The sequence below is a fragment of the Bacillus sp. AFS018417 genome (assembly GCF_002560985.1).
Lineage (GTDB): Bacteria > Bacillota > Bacilli > Bacillales > Bacillaceae_G > Bacillus_A > Bacillus_A rhizoplanae.
Genome location: NZ_NTTM01000041.1, coordinates 51,783 through 71,912, shown reverse-complemented (window position 1 = coordinate 71,912; position 20,130 = coordinate 51,783). Strand labels below are relative to the sequence as shown.

The 20,130-nt window shown below is 38.2% G+C and carries 23 protein-coding genes; 14 read left to right on the top strand and 9 right to left on the bottom strand.

The features are described 5' to 3' along the window. On the bottom strand, positions 1–621 hold the full coding sequence (locus tag CN326_RS16590; protein WP_141525064.1) for a DUF6198 family protein: 621 nt from the start codon (positions 619–621) through the stop codon (positions 1–3). A gap of 133 nt (positions 622–754) precedes the next feature. Here CN326_RS16590 and CN326_RS16585 point away from each other — a divergent pair, with 133 nt between their 5' ends. From CN326_RS16585 to CN326_RS16565, 5 genes are all read left to right on the top strand, one after another. Next, positions 755–1,732, top strand: a complete 978-nt coding sequence (locus CN326_RS16585) for a LacI family DNA-binding transcriptional regulator (RefSeq protein ID WP_098310094.1) — start codon at positions 755–757, stop codon at positions 1,730–1,732. Between the two features lie 128 nt (positions 1,733–1,860). After that, positions 1,861–2,670, top strand: coding sequence for an SGNH/GDSL hydrolase family protein (locus CN326_RS16580; RefSeq protein ID WP_098310093.1), 810 nt, complete (start codon positions 1,861–1,863; stop codon positions 2,668–2,670). Then, on the top strand, positions 2,667–3,584 hold the full coding sequence (locus CN326_RS16575) for an ABC transporter ATP-binding protein (protein ID WP_098310092.1): 918 nt from the start codon (positions 2,667–2,669) through the stop codon (positions 3,582–3,584). The genes CN326_RS16580 and CN326_RS16575 overlap by 4 nt, the downstream gene beginning before the upstream one ends. Then, positions 3,577–4,569, top strand: coding sequence for an ABC transporter permease (locus CN326_RS16570; RefSeq protein WP_098310091.1), 993 nt, complete (start codon positions 3,577–3,579; stop codon positions 4,567–4,569). Before CN326_RS16575 ends, CN326_RS16570 begins: the two co-directional genes overlap by 8 nt. Before the next feature lie 19 nt (positions 4,570–4,588). Beyond that, on the top strand, positions 4,589–5,266 hold the full coding sequence (locus CN326_RS16565) for a uracil-DNA glycosylase (RefSeq protein WP_098310090.1): 678 nt from the start codon (positions 4,589–4,591) through the stop codon (positions 5,264–5,266). Between the two features lie 76 nt (positions 5,267–5,342). Here the strand turns inward: CN326_RS16565 and CN326_RS16560 are convergent, their stop codons facing one another. The 3 genes from CN326_RS16560 to CN326_RS16550 form a co-directional block, all read right to left on the bottom strand. After that, complete coding sequence (locus tag CN326_RS16560) at positions 5,343–5,639, bottom strand: DUF3817 domain-containing protein (protein ID WP_098310089.1); 297 nt, start codon at positions 5,637–5,639, stop codon at positions 5,343–5,345. 232 nt (positions 5,640–5,871) lie between these two features. Further along, on the bottom strand, positions 5,872–6,693 hold the full coding sequence (locus CN326_RS16555) for a Cof-type HAD-IIB family hydrolase (protein ID WP_098310088.1): 822 nt from the start codon (positions 6,691–6,693) through the stop codon (positions 5,872–5,874). 254 nt (positions 6,694–6,947) lie between these two features. Further along, complete coding sequence (locus tag CN326_RS16550; protein WP_098310087.1) at positions 6,948–8,231, bottom strand: purine/pyrimidine permease; 1,284 nt, start codon at positions 8,229–8,231, stop codon at positions 6,948–6,950. A 96-nt stretch (positions 8,232–8,327) separates the two neighbouring features. Here CN326_RS16550 and CN326_RS16545 point away from each other — a divergent pair, with 96 nt between their 5' ends. The 3 genes from CN326_RS16545 (at position 8,328) to CN326_RS16535 (ending at position 10,040) form a co-directional block, all read left to right on the top strand. Next, entirely contained in the window at positions 8,328–9,320 is a 993-nt protein-coding gene (locus CN326_RS16545) for a potassium channel family protein (RefSeq protein ID WP_098310086.1), read from the top strand. 6 nt (positions 9,321–9,326) lie between these two features. After that, positions 9,327–9,608 carry a YwdI family protein gene (locus CN326_RS16540; protein ID WP_098310085.1) on the top strand — a complete coding sequence of 94 codons (282 nt, stop codon included), beginning with the start codon at positions 9,327–9,329 and terminating at the stop codon, positions 9,606–9,608. Positions 9,609–9,671: 63 nt separating this feature from the next. Beyond that, entirely contained in the window at positions 9,672–10,040 is a 369-nt protein-coding gene (locus CN326_RS16535; protein ID WP_098310084.1) for a DUF423 domain-containing protein, read from the top strand. Between the two features lie 161 nt (positions 10,041–10,201). On the opposite strand, the gene gerQ is transcribed toward CN326_RS16535, so the two are convergent. The 3 genes from gerQ to hemQ form a co-directional block, all read right to left on the bottom strand. Beyond that, the gene (gene gerQ, locus CN326_RS16530; RefSeq protein WP_098310083.1) at positions 10,202–10,636 is read right to left on the bottom strand and encodes a spore coat protein GerQ; all 435 of its coding nucleotides are present in this window, start codon (positions 10,634–10,636) and stop codon (positions 10,202–10,204) included. A gap of 26 nt (positions 10,637–10,662) precedes the next feature. Continuing rightward, entirely contained in the window at positions 10,663–11,085 is a 423-nt protein-coding gene (locus CN326_RS16525) for a cell wall hydrolase (protein ID WP_098310082.1), read from the bottom strand. A 203-nt stretch (positions 11,086–11,288) separates the two neighbouring features. Further along, positions 11,289–12,032: a hydrogen peroxide-dependent heme synthase gene (gene hemQ / locus CN326_RS16520; RefSeq protein WP_098310081.1), complete on the bottom strand. Its 744-nt coding sequence runs from the start codon at positions 12,030–12,032 to the stop codon at positions 11,289–11,291. A 224-nt stretch (positions 12,033–12,256) separates the two neighbouring features. On the opposite strand from hemQ, the gene pta reads away from it, so the two are divergent. Continuing rightward, entirely contained in the window at positions 12,257–13,228 is a 972-nt protein-coding gene (gene pta, locus CN326_RS16515; RefSeq protein ID WP_098310080.1) for a phosphate acetyltransferase, read from the top strand. A gap of 32 nt (positions 13,229–13,260) precedes the next feature. On the opposite strand, the gene lipL is transcribed toward pta, so the two are convergent. Beyond that, the gene (gene lipL, locus CN326_RS16510; RefSeq protein ID WP_098310079.1) at positions 13,261–14,106 is read right to left on the bottom strand and encodes an octanoyl-[GcvH]:protein N-octanoyltransferase; all 846 of its coding nucleotides are present in this window, start codon (positions 14,104–14,106) and stop codon (positions 13,261–13,263) included. 364 nt (positions 14,107–14,470) lie between these two features. Further along, on the bottom strand, positions 14,471–15,178 hold the full coding sequence (locus CN326_RS16505) for an RsfA family transcriptional regulator (RefSeq protein WP_098310078.1): 708 nt from the start codon (positions 15,176–15,178) through the stop codon (positions 14,471–14,473). 278 nt (positions 15,179–15,456) lie between these two features. Here CN326_RS16505 and CN326_RS16500 point away from each other — a divergent pair, with 278 nt between their 5' ends. From CN326_RS16500 to CN326_RS16480, 5 genes are all read left to right on the top strand, one after another. After that, positions 15,457–15,681: a YuzB family protein gene (locus tag CN326_RS16500; protein ID WP_098310077.1), complete on the top strand. Its 225-nt coding sequence runs from the start codon at positions 15,457–15,459 to the stop codon at positions 15,679–15,681. 222 nt (positions 15,682–15,903) lie between these two features. After that, a complete protein-coding gene (locus CN326_RS16495; RefSeq protein WP_098310076.1) occupies positions 15,904–16,962 on the top strand; it encodes a FecCD family ABC transporter permease in 1,059 nt (352 codons plus the stop codon). Further along, on the top strand, positions 16,959–17,975 hold the full coding sequence (locus CN326_RS16490) for a FecCD family ABC transporter permease (RefSeq protein ID WP_098310075.1): 1,017 nt from the start codon (positions 16,959–16,961) through the stop codon (positions 17,973–17,975). Before CN326_RS16495 ends, CN326_RS16490 begins: the two co-directional genes overlap by 4 nt. 14 nt (positions 17,976–17,989) lie before the next feature. After that, entirely contained in the window at positions 17,990–18,829 is an 840-nt protein-coding gene (locus CN326_RS16485) for an ABC transporter ATP-binding protein (RefSeq protein ID WP_098310074.1), read from the top strand. 326 nt (positions 18,830–19,155) lie between these two features. Next, a complete protein-coding gene (locus CN326_RS16480; RefSeq protein ID WP_098310073.1) occupies positions 19,156–20,097 on the top strand; it encodes an ABC transporter substrate-binding protein in 942 nt (313 codons plus the stop codon). The last annotated feature ends 33 nt before the right edge of the window (positions 20,098–20,130 follow it).

Here is a 20,130-nt window from a genome sequence, read left to right as displayed (position 1 = left end):
TCAATGGGCTTCTTGCGTACGACTACTTTGTAAGATTTTTGTACCAATTTGAATAAATGTTTGAATGAGCCAGCCTGTTGTAAAAGATAGAATAATGGTACCAAAATAAATAGGCCCATGTAGCATGAAACTACCAGCTAAAAATAGACAAGCTAGAGAAATTTCTGTTTTCTGAAAGGACCACTTTGTTTTTTCAGAGATTGTTAAAACAAATGCTTCTTGCGGCGCAGTGCCAAGCTGTGATGAAACATAGATACCGATCCCTGCGCCGACAGATACATTTCCGCATATAAGTGTTATATAATTTGGAAGAGATCGAATGCCATCCATTATAAATGCAACGGAGCCAATCATATCAACAAAAACGGAGATTAGCACCATCGTTACGATTGTACCAATTGTAATGCGCTTTCGGTTCATATACAGTACGATAAGGGTAAAGATAAGATTGATAATAAACATCCAAGATCCGATGCTTAAACCAAAATTTTGATATAAAGCAATGAAAAGCGAATCATACGGACTAAGACCAAATGAAGTAATCGTTGTCATCATATTTATACCGAGAGAGAGTAGCAGTAATCCACTTATAAAAAAGATATACTCTAGCTTAATTTTCATAATGAAACACAAATCCTTTCTTAATAAGCTTGCTAGCAAAGGATATAATGTGAAAAGCTTACCAGGTCAAGGGGTACATTTCTAAAATTTTTTTGTATGCGATAATATGAATGATGGGAAGGAGGATTTTATTATGCCAAATATAAAAAAAATCGCAGAAATGGCAGGTGTCTCAATTTCTACCGTTTCACGCGTTTTAAATAATCATCCGTATGTAAATGAGCAAAAACGAAAAGAGATATTAGCAATTATCGAAAAGTTAAATTACACGCAAAATTCGAATGCTATCCATTTAGTAAGAGGGAAAACGAATGTTATTGGTGTGCTCCTTCCTTTTGCAAACAATCAATATTACAGTGCAATTATAGAAGGCATTTCCAGAGAGGCCGCAAAACATAATTACAACATGATGCTCTGCCAAACGGGTTATAGCGCGGATAAAGAAATAGAAATTTTGAATATGTTAAAGATGAAAAAGTTAGACGGGGTCATTATATGTTCGAAAGTCAATGCTTGCCAGGAGATTGAAAAGTACGCAAAATTTGGTCCAATTGTGACGTGTGAAGATACAGTATCAAGTACACTTTCCAGCATTCATATTGATCATTACAAAACGTTTGCGCTAGGAATGGAATATTTAATAGAAAAGGGACATAAACGAATCGGTTATTGCGTTGGACGAAGTAATAGTTTCAACAGTCAAAATCGAAAGCAAGCGTACTTGGACGCTCTATCATCTATCCATGTTATGCCGAAAGAGGAGTGGGAGTTTGTAGATTGCTTTACAATAGAGGACGGGAAACGTGTTGTTCAATCACTGCTTCATATGAAAGAGCGTCCAACCGCCCTTCTTGTATCTTGTAATCATATTGCAGCTGGTATTGTAACAGCCGCTCAAAAAAGCGGCCTTTCTATTCCAGATGATATCACGATTATTGGTTGTGATGATCAGCAAGTTGCAGAGATACTAGATATTACAACAATTGCTCATTCGAGTGTAGAGGTTGGTGCAGGTGCATTTACAATTTTGCATGACCAAATTACGAGTAGAGAAAAAGAAGTAAAAAGAATTGAGTTATTTGCGAAATTAACGGAAAGACTTACAACATAAGGAATAAAGTGAAAAGCACAATCTGGATTAAAATGATTGTGCTTTTTTCATAGGCTGATGAAAATCGCTTTTCGAATTTCCATTTGGTATAATATGGTCAATCTATAAGGGGATAAAGGGGTTTTAGGATGAGATCGAAATTTGTGAAAGCTATTTTATTTGTTACACTGGCATCTTTTTGTTTATTTGCTTACGGCTTTATTGCCGGTGTAAATGATGTTCTAAATCCGAAAGTCTCTAAGTTAACTCCCGCTGTGCCAAAAGAAGCAAAAGGAAAACAACAAAAAGGAACGTTACAAATTGTTAGTTTAGGTGATTCTTTAACGCGCGGTGTTGGAGATAAAGAAGGCATTGGATATATTGGACGTATGAAGAATGAATTGCAAACGAAATACAAACAAAAGGTAGCGCTTACAAATTTAGCGGTGAGCGGTGCAAAAATGCCTGATTTACTGAAACAAATGGAAAGCAGCGGCGCCGGGTATGCAATCAAGCAAGCTGATGTGCTTGTTTTGACAATTGGAGGAAATGACTTATTTCCAGGATGGGGATCGCTTGGAAATCTTGATTTAACGACGTATCGCCCTGATACAGTAACATTTCAAAATAATGCTAAGCAAATTTTATCCAAGCTGCGGCAATTAAATCCAAACAGCCCAATTTTCTGGATTGGTTTGTATAATCCATTTGAAGATGTAGAAGAGCTAAAAGGCTCGTCTCCAATTGTTATTGATTGGAATGCGTCATTAGAAAAAATTGCACTCGATTATCCAAACGTATATGTTATCCCGACATTTGATATGTTCCAAAATCGTGGTAAGGATTTATTATATTCTGATCACTTTCACCCGAATGAAACAGGCTATACATTCATAGCGGATCGGTTATTACAAAATGTTGTGAGTAAATTAAAGCTTACTGGGGGTGAAGAGAAATGACGACGGTACTATCTGCACGAAATTTAAAAAAAGTAATTAAGAAAAAAACGCTTGTTGAAAATGTATCGTTTGATATACAACAAGGAGAAGTATTTGGTTTTTTGGGGCCAAACGGAGCGGGGAAAACAACAACGATTCGTATGCTTGTCGGTCTTATTCAAGCAACAGAGGGAACAATTTCAATCGGTGGTTATGATATAAAAGAAGATTTTCGCGGGGCGATGAGGCAAATTGGGAGTATCGTTGAAAACCCTGAATTGTATACATATTTGACTGGCTTTGAGAATTTAAAGCAATTTGCTCGCATGCTGGGCGGGATTTCTGATGAGCGTATTATAGAAATTGCAAAAATGGTACATCTTGATGAACGCATTCACGATAAGGTGAAAACATATTCACTTGGAATGAAACAACGCCTTGGGATTGCACAAGCTCTTCTTGGGAATCCGAAACTCCTTATATTAGATGAACCGACGAACGGACTTGATCCGGCTGGTATTCGAGAACTTCGTGAATTTGTGCATACGCTTGTGAAAGAGGAAAACATGAGCGTATTCATCTCCAGCCATTTGTTAAGTGAAGTGCAAATGATTTGTGACCGTGTTGCGATTATTAATAAAGGAAAAGTGATTACGGTAGCGAGGGTTGAAGAATTAGTGAAGCAAGCGAGTGGCCGTGTGGAGTGGGTTGTGACACCGCTTGAAAAAGCAAAGGCTTTGCTTGAAGAATCTGGTGAAGTGACAGAACTTGTAGTAGAAGAAGGACGATTATTGTGCCGTATGAATGAAGAACGTGTAAGTTTTTATAATAAGAAATTAGTAGAGCGTGATGTAGACGTTCATAGTGTAAAAGAAATTGTATTTACGTTGGAAGATTTATTTATGGAACTGACAAAGGGGGAGCAACATGCGTGAATTTGCGAACCTCGTCTATAATGAGGCGGAGAAAATATATCGAAAGAAACGCATTGTAGTAGTCATGCTCATCTTGGCAATTTTAATTCCAATTTTTGTTTATGCGCAGTACCGGGAAGTGCAGACGACTATAAAACGTCTTGGTACAAGTGATTGGAAAGTATCATTGCAGCAGCAAATTGTTGATTCGCAAAACCGCTTAAATAATTCGCGTCTGCCGGAAGAATGGAAGAAGTGGTTAAAGGTAAACGTGGAACAGCAACAATATTATTTAGATCATAATATTAATCCACGTGCCCCAGGAGCACCAACATTTGTACGCGCATTTATTGAACAAGGAATTACGTTATTTATTCCGCTTCTCGTCATGATTGTAGCAATTGATATCGTGTCGGGAGAACGAAGTGATGGAACGATGAAAATGCTCCTTACTAGGCCGATTCGGCGCTGGAAAATTCTTTTAAGTAAATACGTGACGATGGTATTGTTTATTTCGCTCATTTTATTGTTTGTTGGTGTTCTTTCTTACGTAATATCAGGAATCGTATTTGGTTATTCGGGGTGGAATTTGCCGGTGCTGACAGGGTTCATCACTGAGAAGGATGCGTTAAACACAAACTTTGTTCATCTTATTCCGCAGTGGCAATACATTGTTATGGCTTACGGACTTGCTTGGTTTGTAGCGGTTGTCGTCGGTACAATCTCATTTATGGTTTCTGTGCTGATTCGCAATACGCCAGCTGGTATGGGAGTTATGCTGGCAGCGTTAATTGCTGGAAATATCTTAAATAATTTTGCAACGTCTTGGGAAGGCGCAAAATATATTTTTAGTGTCAATTTATCGTTAACGGATTATTTATCAGGACAGTTACCAGCACTGCCAGGATTATCAATGAGCTTTTCATTACTTAATCTAACAATATGGGCAGTTGCATCGCTTATTATTGCTTTTGCAGTATTTACAAAACAAGATATGGTCAATTAATACGATAGGAAGTGAAAGAATGGAACAAATACTAAAGAATGATTGGGCGCCGTTGCTCGCACCTGAATTTGAGAAACCATATTATCAACAATTACAATCACTTTTAAAAGAAGAATATCGTACACACGTTGTATATCCAAAGCAGGAGAATATTTTTAATGCTCTGCATTATACAAGCTACCGAGATACGAAGGTGCTTATTTTAGGACAAGATCCATATCATGGGCCAGATCAAGCGCACGGTTTAAGTTTTTCGGTGCAACCTGGTGTACGTACGCCGCCGTCACTCCAAAACATGTATAAAGAATTACTGGATGACCTTGGCTATCCAATCCCGAATAACGGCTATTTAGTAAAATGGGCGGAGCAAGGTGTGCTTTTACTAAATACTGTATTAACTGTGCGTCAAGGAGAAGCCAACTCCCATAAAGGAAAAGGATGGGAAGTTTTCACAGATCGCATTATTGAATTGTTAAATGAACGTGAGAAACCAGTTATCTTTGTGTTATGGGGGCGACCTGCTCAGGCAAAGAAAAAGCTCATTACAAATCCAAATCATCATATTATTGAATCTGTTCATCCAAGCCCATTATCAGCACGCCGAGGGTTCTTTGGCAGCAAACCATTTTCAAAAATAAACAACTTGTTAGTAAAACAAGGAGAACAGGAGATTGATTGGCAAATTCCGAACCTCTAAATGAGAGTTCTTTCATTTAGAGATTTATACATGTAAAAACAGACCACTACATATGTAGCGGCCTGTTTTTATTTATTTATTTATTTTCTTCTTTTTTTAATTTCGCATCTAGTACGAACGTACCAAATGGAATAACAGATGCAACAAGCGCACCAAATGCCCATGACTTTGATTTATGATGAATAGTGGTTACTTGAAAGACAGCGTAGATGAATAGTATAAACAAGACACCATGTGCCATACCTGCTACAGTAACGGCTTTTGCAAAACCTGCAAAATATTTCAGCGGCATTGCGATGAATAGAAGGATGAGAAAAGAAATTCCTTCAAGTACTCCAATAACTCTTAAACGTCCAATCGGTGTTGATAACATAAAATGACCTCCTTATAAGCCTGTCTATGATAAATTTGTATTCTTTTTGTGAATAAAATAGCCTATTTTATTCCATTATAATCGAAAATAAACTTTACACTACAAGAATAGTGCAAAGTTCAAAATATCTTCACAAGCTGCTAAAAATAAAAGATAAATCCCGCTGAAATATTTGACTTCAGCGGGATTTTATAGACGATTGGTTTAATTAATCTTCAGCGAGCAAGCTATTCTATACAAGCACTTCGCTGTTTAATACAAATTGTTCTACGACTTTTGCAACACCGTCATTCATGTTTGTGTCTGTTACATGATTAGCAATGGCTTTAATGTCATCAGGTGCATTGCCCATTGCAACGCCAAGGCCAGCAAATTCAATCATTGCTAGGTCATTGTAGCTATCGCCCATTGCGATAACTTCTTCACGTTGAATACCAAGTTTTTGGATGAGTTGGTTTAAGCTTGTGCCCTTTGTTACGCCAGCCTCTGTAAATTCTAAGAAGAATGGCTTTGAGCGCATAACACTTAATTGTCCTTCAAATTCTTGCTGTAATTTTTTTTCAACCTCTACAAGGCGTTCTGGTGCTTCCATCATTAATACTTTCACAACAGGTTCTTTCACTGTATCTACAAAACTATCAATTTCAATAATTGGCATACCCGTAATATGAGCTTCAACTTCTGTATATTGATTATTTTCTTCTGTTACAATGTCATCGCCGATATACGTATGAATCCAAACATTCTCATGCTGGCTTGTTTTATATAAATTATGAACGGTTTCAGGTGATAACGTACTGCTAAATAATTCCTCATTTGTTTTGCAGTTAATAATTTTTGCGCCGTTAAACGATAAAATAAAACTTCCGTATTCTTCTAAACGAAGTTCTTTTGCAATCGCCCACATCGCAAATGTTGGACGGCCAGAAGCTAGTACGACTTTCACGCCGCACTCTTGTGCTTTCATCAGCGCTTCTTTTGTACGCGGTGAAATGGTATGGTCATCGCGAAGTAATGTATCATCTAAATCTAGTACAATCATTTTATAAGACATTTGAATGGTCCTTCCTATATGGATTTAACATAAGTTATAAGACATCGAACTTCTCTGTTAATGGAATCGATTCCGTGCGCATTCATATACAAGCAGAAGAATTTTGTCTGCTCGTATATGTCTCTATTATCGTAACAATACTTAAAATAGACTGCAATGCTTGAAGTTTGCCAATTTGATTTACATTTTGTGTCGATTGGTTCAACTAACCCTCAGTGGGGGAGGAAGAACCCCACACTGAGGGAAGTTTCACTTTACGATGCTTGTTTGTCCGTTGAACGAGAAAATAATACTTCTAGTATAATTGCCATTACAGAACCGAGTACAAGGCCGTTGCTTAAAAAGGATGCAAGAAACGGTGGAAGTGAAGAAAAGGATTCTGATGGGATGAACATGACACCAATCCCGGTAAAGAGAGCGAGACCGGAAACTTTGAATAAGCGCTCTTTATCTTTTACAGTTTCATATTCTCGAAAAGCTAGCCCAATCATACTTGCAAATACAGGATAAATAGCTGCATAACCAACAGCTACTGGAATCGCTGCAAAGAAAGATGTAACTTTCGGAAATAGGCTAATGAGAATAATAAAGGTTGAACCTAGAATAAACGGTAATCGTTTATAAATATTTGTTGTTGAAATAAAACCAGCTGATCCAGAAATAGCAACAGGCCCAATTGCTGAAAAAAGGCCCCCAAGAAGCTGGTTGATGCCAGTAATAACCCCTGCTTGTTTAAATCGATTTTGTATTGGGGTTTCTTCATGTTTTGAAACGACTTGTTGCACAACGCGAATACTTGCTAACATGTTTGTAAGCAGTAGTAGTGTTACGAAAACAACCGTAATGACCATATTCCATTCTACGCGGGGCATACCGAAAACAAAGATAGAAGGAAGATGGATGATATCATTTACTGGTGTAATCGGATTAGAGAGTCCGAAGGAAGCAAATAGAATCCAGCCGATTACGATACTACATAAAACAGAATATTGTCCCAGAACAGGTAGCTTCATAATAAAGAATGATAGTAAAATAACGATGAGAGAAAGAAGAAGTACTTTTCCTTGTATTTCTTTATGTTGTCCATCAAGTCCAAACATTCCTTTCAAAAAGGAGCCGCTTAGCTGGGCAACGAGAAGAAATAAATATGTTCCGACGACTGTTGGTGTAAAATAGCGCACGAGCTTATCGATAAGCCCAAATACACTAAGAAGGATACAAATGAGACCGCTTAGTAAAAAAGAATATTGTAATACACGAAGTGTTTCACCACTTGACCCGAATAACGTAATTCCGAGGCTTGCGTATAATGAAAATATACCCCACCAAAGTCCAGCAGGCCCTTCTTGAATTGGCAAGCGATGTCCAAATACAGCTTGTAATATGCCGGCAAAGCCAAGAACAAATAATGTTCGTTGTACAAAAGCGATAGCCTCTGCCCCTTCAAGTCCGTAATTAGCAGCAACACTAATCGGAACAATAAGACTACCGGCTAAAATAAATAATGCCCATTGCAAGGCAGAAAGAAATGTTTTCATCTTATCGACCTCTTTCTTGTATTCCGTTTCTAGTATATATGTATTTGATTTGTTGTGGCAAAGATTGAACATAGAGAAAAGAGATGAAAGAATATCATGAGTGCACGTAAACAATTGATTATTGCAATTATATGTATGTGTTTCGTTGTAATTGTCGGAACTATCGGGTTTATGATAATAGAAGAGATTAGTATGTTTCAAGCATTTTGGATGACAATGATTACTGTATTAACAGTTGGATATGGAGATGCCGTCCCATTAACGAAAGCAGGAAAGATTTTTGCCCTTTTAATTATTCCACTTGGTGTCGGTATTGTGACGTATGCAATTGGGGTAGTAGCAGCTATGATTGTCGAGGGAAATTTATTTCAAGCGATGCGGAGGAAGAAGATGGAGAAACAAATTGCAGAAATAAAAGATCATATTATTGTGTGCGGGTGCGGCAGGGTTGGTTTGCAAGTTGTGCAAGAATTACGAGAAAAAAACATTCCGTTTATTGTTGTTGATAGAGAAGAGTCTGTATTAGTAGAGCAAAAGCTTTTATATGTACACGGCGATGCAACAGAAGATGGGGTGTTACATAAAGCTGGTATTACGAGGGCAATTGGTTTAGTGGCAATCGTTTCCAGTGATGCAGAAAATGTGTTCATTACATTAACTGCAAGGGGCCTAAATGCGAATATTAAAATCATAGCTCGGGCAGAAAAACAAGAATCGGAAGAGAAGCTAAGACGCGCTGGCGCGAATAAAGTTATTAATCCATCCAGTATGGCGGGAATTCATATTGCAAAAGGCATTACAAATCCTTTAACGGTTAATTATATAGATACAGTGTTATATGGAACAGAACAGAATTTTGCTATTGAAGAAATTGAAATGGCTGCAGGGTCATCCTTAATTGGGAAAACATTAATAGAAGGAAATGTAAGAAATCGTTTTGATGTTACGATTTTAGCGATTTTGCGAGATGGGCATATTATTCATAACCCAACAGGGGCGGAAAAGTTGGCAGAACGTGATATGATAATAGTATTTGGTCCAGTAGAGAAATTGGAGCAATTTGAGAAAGAATTACAATACATGAGGTGATAAAGAATGCAAATATCTAGCGATAAGATTTTGAATAAAATGGCAAGCGAAATTGCAAAAGCGAAAGGAAGCGAATCACATAAAACGAAAGAACATCTTCTAGTTGTTCGTGCATTATGCGATTTATTGCTTGAAGAACAGACGGAAGTTCCTGCGTATGTTGAGCCGAAAATACAAACACATGTTATAGCGCCGCAAATGCCGGTTCAGCCAATTGCTTCGTTTTCAGGAGAGCCTGTATATATAAAAGAAGACGATGCAAATGGAAACTCTCTTTTTGATTTTTAAGAGTTAAATAGTTGGATTATGTGTAAAAAATTTTTTATTATAAAAATAAAAAGGGGAATTCCAATGAAAATTTTCTTCTTATTAGGTTGTATTGCAGCTGCACTAGCTGTTGCACTCGGTGCATTTGGAGCGCATGGACTTGAAGGGAAAATCTCTGCGAAAATGTTAGATGTGTGGAAAACAGGTGTTACGTATCAAATGTTTCATGCAGGTGGATTATTTGTTGTAGCTTTGTTAATGGACAAGATTCAATCTTCTCTTGTAAGCGCAGCAGGCTGGTGTATGGTGGCAGGTATTATTATGTTTTCCGGAAGCTTATACGCATTAAGTACAACTGGTATGAAATTTTTTGGTCCAATCACTCCGCTTGGCGGCGTAGCATTTATTGTAGGCTGGGTTTTATTGGGAACTGCGGTCGTAAAAGGATTATAAAGTGAAACTTCTTCTTGGGAAACGTTTTTCTTCCCAAGAGGTTAGTTGAACCAATCGGGCCCTTCAGATGGTTTGTACTTTACTTCCTTATCTAACCTCTTACCAGCTGTTTGGGCGGGATAAAAATAAAACAAAAGCTGGCATTTGCCAGCTTTTTCTTATCATCTTGGAGGGTAAGTTGCTGGTTGTTGTCCTGGGAAGTAGGTGATTTCTCCAGGAAATTCTACATAGTCAAGATAGATCATAAGTAGTAAATAACGTTTTCCGGACTTAGGTTCACTTACAATGATATGATCGCGTCCTGCAGCCTCAATGATGCCTGTATAGGATTGTGTACCAAGTGTGCTGCCGCGCTCATATGTCATGAAAAAAGTCGCTGGTTTTCCTTTGTTTAAACGAAGGATATTTTCAATATACGATTGCTCAAGTGGAAGCATACCTTGAGAAGCGGCAATTTGCGCTTGAGTAGGTTGCGGCGTTTGTGGCATTTGCATTTGTTGTCCTGGTTGCCCTGGTTGCCCTGGTTGCGGCTGCATATATCCACCAGATGGTTGATAAAATCCTCCCCCATAGTATGGGTTTTGTTGCTGTGCCATACAAAATCCCTCCTCTTTTCAATTCACTAATATACACCTGGACAGGCTTCACCAGTTGGTTGGAAAAAGCAATGGTTTTTAAAACGACCAGAATTTTCTTGATCAAACCAAGTTGGCGGACAATCACCTGGTGGTCGGAAAAACCATAAAGAAAAATTAGCAGGCCAAAAGCGTTCACCTTGAACTGTGCGTCTTGCCAAAGCGACATCACTTTCACGAGCACGCTGATAAAAGTAACCTTTTTGCGTCGCCTCAAACCCACCAGGACTTTGAAATACCATTTGACGAAGGTTTCGAATCTTTTTAAAGTCTAAGCAATTCCCTCTTACGCGATTGACGCCGACATTTCCAACCAAAAGCATTCCTTTAGGCCCTTCTCCTTCTGCTTCTGCCCGCATTAACCTTGCGAGTAGTCTTAATTCTTCATCTGTATAGGCAATAACACCCATCTCTTTCACCTCTCTTATTACTCTGCTAGAGAAAAGAAAGTGTAGAACAATCACTAATTCATAGGTATGAAAAAAAAGGAGCAGATATGACAACTAAGCCATGTTTTGTGATGAGGGATAATCTTTAGTTTGATTGAGGGTTGATTCAACTGAGAGTGTTAGCAGGGTATAAAAAAAGGAACGAAAAATCGTTCCTTTTTAGCTTATACATGTAAAAATTTTGCGACCTTCTCGCTTGGTAAAATGTTTCCAATGAAAAATGTTCCAAACTCACCGTAACGTGCACTTACTTCATCAAAGCGCATTTCGTATACAAGTTTCTTAAATTGAAGAACATCATCAGCGAATAATGTTACGCCCCATTCATAATCATCAAAACCTACAGAGCCAGTAATGATTTGGCGTACTTTTCCTGCATATTGACGACCGATTTTGCCGTGGCTATACATTAATTTTTTACGCTCTTCCATCGGTAACATGTACCAGTTATCATCACCTTGGCGGCGCTTGTCCATTGGATAGAAGCAAACGTGATTTGCTTTTGGTAATGTTGGGTATAGACGCGCAAGAATTTGTGGATTTTGGTACGGATCTTCTTCAGCAGGAAGATAGTTACTTAACTCCACAACAGATACGTAAGAGTATGTAGGAAGCATATACTCTGCTAATGTTGTTTTATTGAATTCTGCTTCAATTTCATTTAATTCTTCCATTGTTGGACGTAAAATCATGAACATGATATCAGCCTTTTGTCCAACGATTGTATACATTGCATGGCTACCTTGTTTTGCAGTTTCTGTTTTGTTCCATTTTTCAACGATGTTGAAAAATTCGAACATTGCTTGCTGACGTTCGTCACTAGATAATGTTTTCCATGCCGCCCAGTCCATAGAACGGAAATCGTGTAAACAATACCAACCATCTAACGTTTTTGCTGCTTCACTCATTAGATTCACCTCGAATAGTCAAGTTTTACACGTTAACTATATCATATATAGATGAAAAAGCATGTATCGGAATCTTGGAAGCACAAAATTGTCACATTTCATGGCGGAATTTTAAGAAAATATAATCATTTTTATTTTGCCTATTTTTTAGAAGCAATAAGTTTAAAATATAGATAAAAAGCGGTATTCTTAAATATGGATTTGAATTTGTAGGAGGGTTATTCGTGAGCGATTTATTTACAACAGTAAAAGAAAAAGTTCAAGGGAAAGGCGTTTCTATCGTACTTCCTGAAGGAACTGATGAAAGAATTTTAGGCGCTGCAGAGCGTTTAGCAAAAGAAGAATTAGTAAAACCAATCTTAGTTGGTAATAAAGAAGAAATTAGCGCAAAAGCTGCTAGCATGAACTTAACATTAGCAGGTGTTGATATTTATGACCCAGCTACATACGAAGAAATGGATGCAATGGTAGCATCTTTCGTTGAACGCCGTAAAGGTAAAGCAACAGAAGAAGCTGCTCGTGAAATCTTAAAAGACGAAAACTATTTCGGTACTATGCTTGTATACATGGGAAAAGCACAAGGCTTAGTAAGCGGTGCAGCTCATTCTACAGCTGATACAGTTCGTCCAGCACTTCAAATCATTAAAACAAAACCAGGCGTTACAAAAACTTCTGGCGTATTTATCATGGTACGTGAAGAAGAGAAATATGTATTCGCTGACTGTGCAATCAACATTGCTCCAAACAGCCAAGATTTAGCTGAAATTGGTATTGAAAGTGCAAAAACAGCTGAATTATTCGGCATCGATCCACGCGTTGCAATGTTAAGCTTCTCTACAAAGGGTTCTGCGAAATCTCCAGAAACAGAGAAAGTTGTAGAAGCAACTCGCATCGCGAAAGAAATGGCTCCTGAGTTAACATTAGACGGTGAGTTCCAATTTGACGCTGCATTCGTACCATCTGTAGCAGAAAAGAAAGCACCAGGCTCTGTTATTAAAGGTGATGCTAACGTATTCGTATTCCCAAGCTTAGAAGCTGGTAATATCGGCTACAAAATTGCACAACGCTTAGGTAACTTCGAAGCAGTGGGACCAATCTTACAAGGCTTAAACATGCCAGTAAATGATTTATCTCGTGGTTGTAACGAAGAAGAAGTGTACAAGTTAGCTCTAATTACAGCAGCTCAAGCACTATAATTATGAAAAAAGCCCCGCATTTGCGGGGCTTTTTAGTTTTCTAATCCAAGTGATTTATTGTTTCGATCAATAATGCGCTGTAAGTGATGTTCGTATAATGGTACTTCGTCTATTGTAAGCTGTGACGGTGTTAACTGCGGTGTGAAATGCTGTAATGTTTGTAAAAGTCGCATCATCAAATCTTGTACGGTAATGTCTTTACCAAGTAGTTCTGATAAGGAAGCCATCGTACTTGGAACGATTTCGGGATAGGTAAACTTTGTTTCTTCTCCTTGAATAGCTAAGTTATAAAAATCACGAACAAGTGCAGCGCGTTCTGAACCGCTATTTGTGGCACATAAATAAATTTGTACAGCAACGCCTCCACGAATGCGGCGCTGTGAAATACCAGCAAACTTTTTATTGTCAATGCTTAAATCATAGCTACCAGGACAGTAAGAGCCGACGATTTCTTTTGCTTCAATATTGACATCATAATCTTTTAGCATTTCTTTAATTAAATGCCACATTGTATCATAGCCAAGATCGATATCAATGCCTTTTTCTGTTTCTTGGAATAGAAGAGAGACGTTCAGAACACCCTCATCTAACACAACAGCGAGCCCGCCTGAATTGCGGACAATGGCATTGAAACCTTTACTTTTTAAAAATTCAATTCCCTGTTTTAAATAAGGTAATCGTGTATCTTGAATGCCAAGAACAATTGTATTGTGATGAACCCAAGAGCGCATTGTTGCAGCAGATGTACCGTTTCCGACTGTTGTACATAACGTATCATCCATTGCGAAAGACTGCAGCGCATGGAATTGCGGACCTAAGCTTGATTGATCAACAATGCGCCACTCTGGTTGAGATAGAATCGAACGAGAATCGCTCATGTAAATAACCCCTTATCTATAAAATGACAATATTTATCAGTAAGACCCCCACCTCAAGATTCAGAGAAAAGCGAAGAAGATAGGTGGGGGATAACTGCCCGTAAAAGCCCGATTGGGCGGGCTTTCCATCAGTGGGGGAAAAACACCACTGATGGAAGTTTCACTTTATTATAGCAAAAAAGAGAGAGTAGAGAGGAAGGTTGTGAAGAAGAACCTGAAAGGATTGAAAAAGCTAGAAAAAACTAGAGTTAAAAGAAAATCCGAAAAAAGAGAGTTATCCCGATGTACGTAGAGAATCTAAGATGGAAGAATTTTAAACGGTGAATGAAACCATAATAAAAAGGATGCTATCATAGCATCCTTCTCATTCCGCAATCTTTTCTAAATTTCCGTTTCGATCCATGCGAAACGAGGTTTGTGTACGCTCTTCGTCGTCCATTAATGCAAGTTTACGCGCGCGGTTCATAATTTTCATCAGCGTCTCGTAATCTTCTTGAACTGTAGTTGATTGCTGTTCTAGTTTTTCCACTTTCGTTTCTAATTCAGCATTTCTTCGCATATACTCGGCAATTTCTTGTTTCAATCTCTCATTCTCTCTTTCAAGCGCGGATACTTTTACATTAGAAGTTCCGAGTGACTGTAGAAAATGGATAACGTCGTGCATAGCAATGGAAGAAGTTGTTGGCGTTACTTGGGCAGTTTGAACAGTTTGAACAGTTTGAACGTTTTGAACGGTTTGGATAGGTTGCTCAATTTCGATAGCTATATTTTCATCGGTTGTTACAGTAGATGAAATCGGCGGTGTATATAGAAGGCGTTTTTTCGCCTGTTCGCCGCCATTTGCACGCATTTTATCTTTACGATGCTTTTTCGCAAGTTGTAATGCTTGATCGTAACTATAGCGCACCACAGCATTCCAACGAAATCCACAAGCTGCTGAGGTACGATTTAATTTATCACCAACTTCTTCAAAGGCATTTAATTGTGTACTTCCTTCGCGAACGTGGCGCAAAACGGTTTCAGCAAGAAGTAAATCATCTTCTTCAGTCCAAGCATCTTGTCTTACTTTCATAGATTCATCTCCCTTTCTTTTTATCAATATCTTATTTTTAGAATGGACAAAATAAACCCCTTTTATACAAAGCTTTTAAAATTATGGTAGATTTTGAGCGGAAGTGTGTTTGCAGGTTATATTTGCTGTGCGAAAAAGCGAGAGTATGTGATTGGTTTGACATGAAACCTGGCAGGAAGAAAACTTGCATCACATCAAAAAGAAAGGTAAAATACCATTTAGTGTTTATTGTTATATGTACTTGAGAAAAGTTTCAAATAGAGGAAGTGTTATATAAAATGGGAAACGAATTTCGTGTGTGTGATGATTGTCAGGCAACGAATATTAAGACGTTAGTACCGCGTTTAAAAAAAATAGATGAATGTGCAGATATTCAAATCGGATGCCAATCGTATTGCGGTCCCGGTCGTAAGAAATCATTTGCATTTGTAAATAACCGTCCAGTTGCAGCACCAAATGAAGATGAGTTAATTAAAAAAATTGAAGCAAAGTTAAACAAGTAAAAAGATACGATATCGTATCTTTTTTTTGTACACTAAAGTTTTTCAGGGCGTAAAAAAGTTTTGTATAACAAAATTAGTGGTTGACAAATTTTAGTGTAAATTTGTAGAATGATATTGAGAATCATTATCGGAATCAAGAACCGCTCTTGGTTTTCTTTTTTGCCCTATAATGAGAATGAATTTCATTATTATTTATGTATATTAAGAGTTAGGATGTTGTAGATGGAAGTGAGTACGAGAAGGTTTTACGAAGAAGAATCGGTAGACGTAAAAGAGATAAAAAGCCGGCCTCTTATTGCCTTAATGATTTTAATTGTTGGGACTGCTTTATTAGCTTTAAGTATGGCAACTTCTATATCGTTTGGTGCTGCCGATATTAGTTTGAAAACAGTATGGCAAGCTGTGTTTCAGTTTGATGAATCGATTACATACCATAATGTTATTCAAGAATTGCGGCTTCCAAGAGCGATTGGAGGAGCAGTTGTTGGAGCATTTTTAGCAGTATCTGGTGCGATTATGCAGGGGATGACGCGAAACCCACTTGCGTCTCCGTCACTTATGGGGATTACAGACGGATCAGTATTTGGAATTGCGATTATGTTTGCGTTCTTTCCAAACTCGCCATACTTCATGTTCGTAATTGCTTCCTTTATTGGTGCAGCATTTGGTGCGAGCATTGTGTATGGGATTGGTGCAGCATCTCAGGGTGGATTAACGCCAATTAAGTTAGCGTTATCAGGAGCGGCGATTAGTGCATTATTAGGCGCAATTTCCTCTGGGATTGCACTATATTTTAACTTAGCGCAAGAAGTTAGTATGTGGCATGCAGGCGGTGTTGCTGGTGTAAAATGGGAAAGTTTACGTATGCTACTTCCAGTTGGTCTCGTTTGTCTTATTGTTGCTATTATGCTAGCAAGATATATTACGATTTTAAGTTTTGGTGAAGAAATTGCTATTGGACTTGGACAAAATACGAAGCTCATTAAGTTGATTGGAACTATCCTTGTCCTTATTTTAACAGGTTCTGCGGTTTCAATGGCTGGATCTGTTGGGTTTGTTGGCCTTGTTATTCCACACTTAACGCGCTTTCTTGTTGGGTCAGATTATCGCTGGGTGATTCCGTGTGCTGCCGTTTTAGGCGGCTTGCTTGTTGAATGTGCCGACATAATCTCCCGTATTATAAATCCGCCATTTGAAACACCAATTGGTGCTGTAACAGCGATGGTCGGAGTACCATTCTTCCTCTACTTAGCACGTAAAGAAGGGAGAGGGAAAATGTGAATCAAGGAATTTTAACGAAAAAAAATATTTCAATTTTATCTAGTATTAGTATTTTAATTTGTGCAGTATTTTTCATTAGCTTATATACAGGTACATTCAAAGTGTCACCGGTTGAAGTATTAAAAACACTCGTTGGACTTGGAGCCGAAGATCAAGCAACAATTTTATTTGATTTTCGTATGCCACGAATAATTATTGCAATTTTCGTTGGATCAGCTTTGGCTGTTTCAGGTGCAATTATGCAAGGACTATCTCGAAACCCACTTGCTGATCCAGGGATTATGGGTATTAATGCCGGGGCTGGATTATCGGTTGTTGTCTTTGTTTATTTCTTCTTTGGAAAAGTAACGATGTCTTCGTTTTTATCTGTATTTATTTTGCCGTTTTTTGCTTTAGTTGGTGCAATACTGGCGGCAGTTATTATTTATGCGCTTGCTTGGAAGGACGGAGTTTCTCCGGTTCGTTTAATTCTTGTCGGGATTGCCGTAGCAGCCGGATTTGGAGCTGTAAGTCTAGTATTCTCGATGAAAATGACATCAAATGATTTCCGCTTTGCTACGATTTGGTTATCGGGAAGTTTATGGGGAACAGATTGGAAATTCGTATTAAGCGTTCTGCCGTGGATGCTTATTTTCTTACCGATTGCTTTTATGAAGGCACACGTCTTAAATGTAATGAATTTAGGAGATGCAGCGGCAACAGGTCTCGGTTTGGATGTTGAGAAAGAACGCCGCAAGTTACTATTTATCGCTGTTTGTTTAGCTGGTGCCTCCGTTGCAGTAGCAGGGGGAATTAGTTTTATTGGATTAATGGCTCCCCATCTTGCGCGCCGCTTAGTAGGTGGAAAGCATCAAATAATGTTACCAACTGCTGCGTTAATTGGAACATTATTGCTATTGTTTTCTGATCTTCTTTCACGCAGTTTACTTACAACATCAGAAATACCAGTCGGTCTTGTCATTTCAGTGATAGGCGCGCCGTATTTCATTTATTTACTTGTAAAAACAAGATAAGGGAGACGATCTATATGCCATCTTTATCAGTTGATTCGATATCTGTTGGATATAATGAAAATTTCATTATTGATGGGTTATCTGTTGAAATACCTGAAGGGAAAATTACAACAATTATTGGTCCAAATGGATGTGGGAAATCTACGCTGCTCAAAACAACTTCGCGCATTTTAAAGGCAAAACGGGGCACTGTTTATTTGGACGGGAAAGCAATTGAGAAACAGGCGACGAAAGAAATTGCGAAAAAAATGGCGATTTTGCCGCAGACAGCAGAAGTGCCAACAGGTCTTACTGTATTTGAACTTGTTTCATATGGACGTTTCCCGCATCAAAAAGGGTTCGGTACGCTATCAGAAGAAGATTATCGCTACATTCGCTGGGCGCTTGATGTGACTGGCATGAGGGAATTTGCAAATCGACCAGCCGAGGCACTCTCAGGTGGGCAACGTCAACGTGTTTGGATTGCGATGGCACTCGCACAAGGAACAGACTTGCTTGTGTTAGATGAGCCAACAACGTATCTTGATATGGCGCATCAACTTGAAGTGTTGAATTTATTAAGAAAGTTAAATGAAGAAGAAGGCCGGACGATTGTGATGGTTATTCATGATTTAAATCATGCTTCTCGTTTTTCTAATCATATGATTGCGTTAAAAGATGGAAAATTAATGAAACAAGGAACGCCTGATGAAGTCATGACATCTGAAACACTTCGCGAAGTGTTTGAAATTGAAGCACAAATTGTTTCGTGTCCTGTCAATGGCAAACCAATTTGTCTTACTTACGATTTAATGGAAATCAATAAAGTGAAACTTTCAGCAGTGGGGGTTTTTTCATCCCCCACTGCTGGTTAGTTGAACCAATCGGGCTTTTACGGGCAGTTATCCCCCACCTATCTTCTTCGTTTGTCTCTCAATCTTGAGGTGGGGGTCTTACTGCCCGTTAATGCGGGATAAACAAGTGCGTAAGCAGGCTTAATTTGGTTCTAGCGGGCAATAAATGGCTGACGATAGAGTCGGAGATTTACTGCCCGTTAGAACGGGAGAAGGTTAGGTTTCCATAATTTTGTAAAAATGGTTGGTTTTATGAAGAGACTCTTGTAGATGGTCATTTTGTAAGAAAGAGTTTCGTAGCGCTGTCTATTTAGAGTGAGATTATAATAAGGTCAGGAGAGAGAATCATGAAGAAGTTCAAAGTTACTCTATTAGTTTTCGTGTTAGCTATTATTTCTGTATTATTTGCTGCATGTTCTTCTGATAAGAAAGAAGAAAAGAAAGCAGATGCAAAAAGTGAAGAGCGCGTTGTCAAACATGCTAAAGGGGAAATTAAAATTCCTGCAAATCCAAAGAGAATTGCTGATTTAAGCGGGTCAACAGAAGAATTATTAATATTCGGCATGAAACCTGTTATTACGGCAAATACGACCGAAGAGAAAATTGATGCACATATTGCAAATCAATTAAAAGGTGTGAAGCCAGTTGGTTCTGCTTGGGGCGATAAAATTAACATCGAAGCAGTAGCTGCTGCAAAACCAGATGTAATTTTGGTGAACAATCGTCAAGAAAAAATCTATGATCAATTATCTAAAATTGCACCAACAGTTATGTTAAGTACCCCATTAGATCAGTGGCGTCCAAAGTTTGAAGAAGTAGGTGAAATCTTCGGTAAAGAAAAAGAAGCAGCTGCATGGCTGAAGAAATATGATGAAAAAGCAAGCCAATTACATGATGAAATCGTTGCAAAAACTGGCGATGCGAAATTCATGGTAATGGCTGCATATCCGAACGCATTCCGTGTTTACGGTGATTACGGTTACGGTAGTGTTCTATTTAAAGATTTAAAATTGCCAGCAGTTAATGGCACACCAACAGATAAGCCGTTAGTACAATTGCAAAAAGAAGCATTAATTGATTATAATCCGGACTATTTATTTGTATTTACAACAGGTGACGGCACGCAGCGTCTAAAAGAATTCCAAGAAGAAACAATTTGGAAAAACATGAACGCTGTGAAAAACAATCATGTGTATATGATTAAAAATGAAGATCTCAATAAAGGATACTTCCCGCTTGGTAAAGAGATGTTATTAGATGAGCTATCTAATTTTATTTTAGAAAAATAATGATGATAGAGCAAATCACCTTCGTTTTTTGAA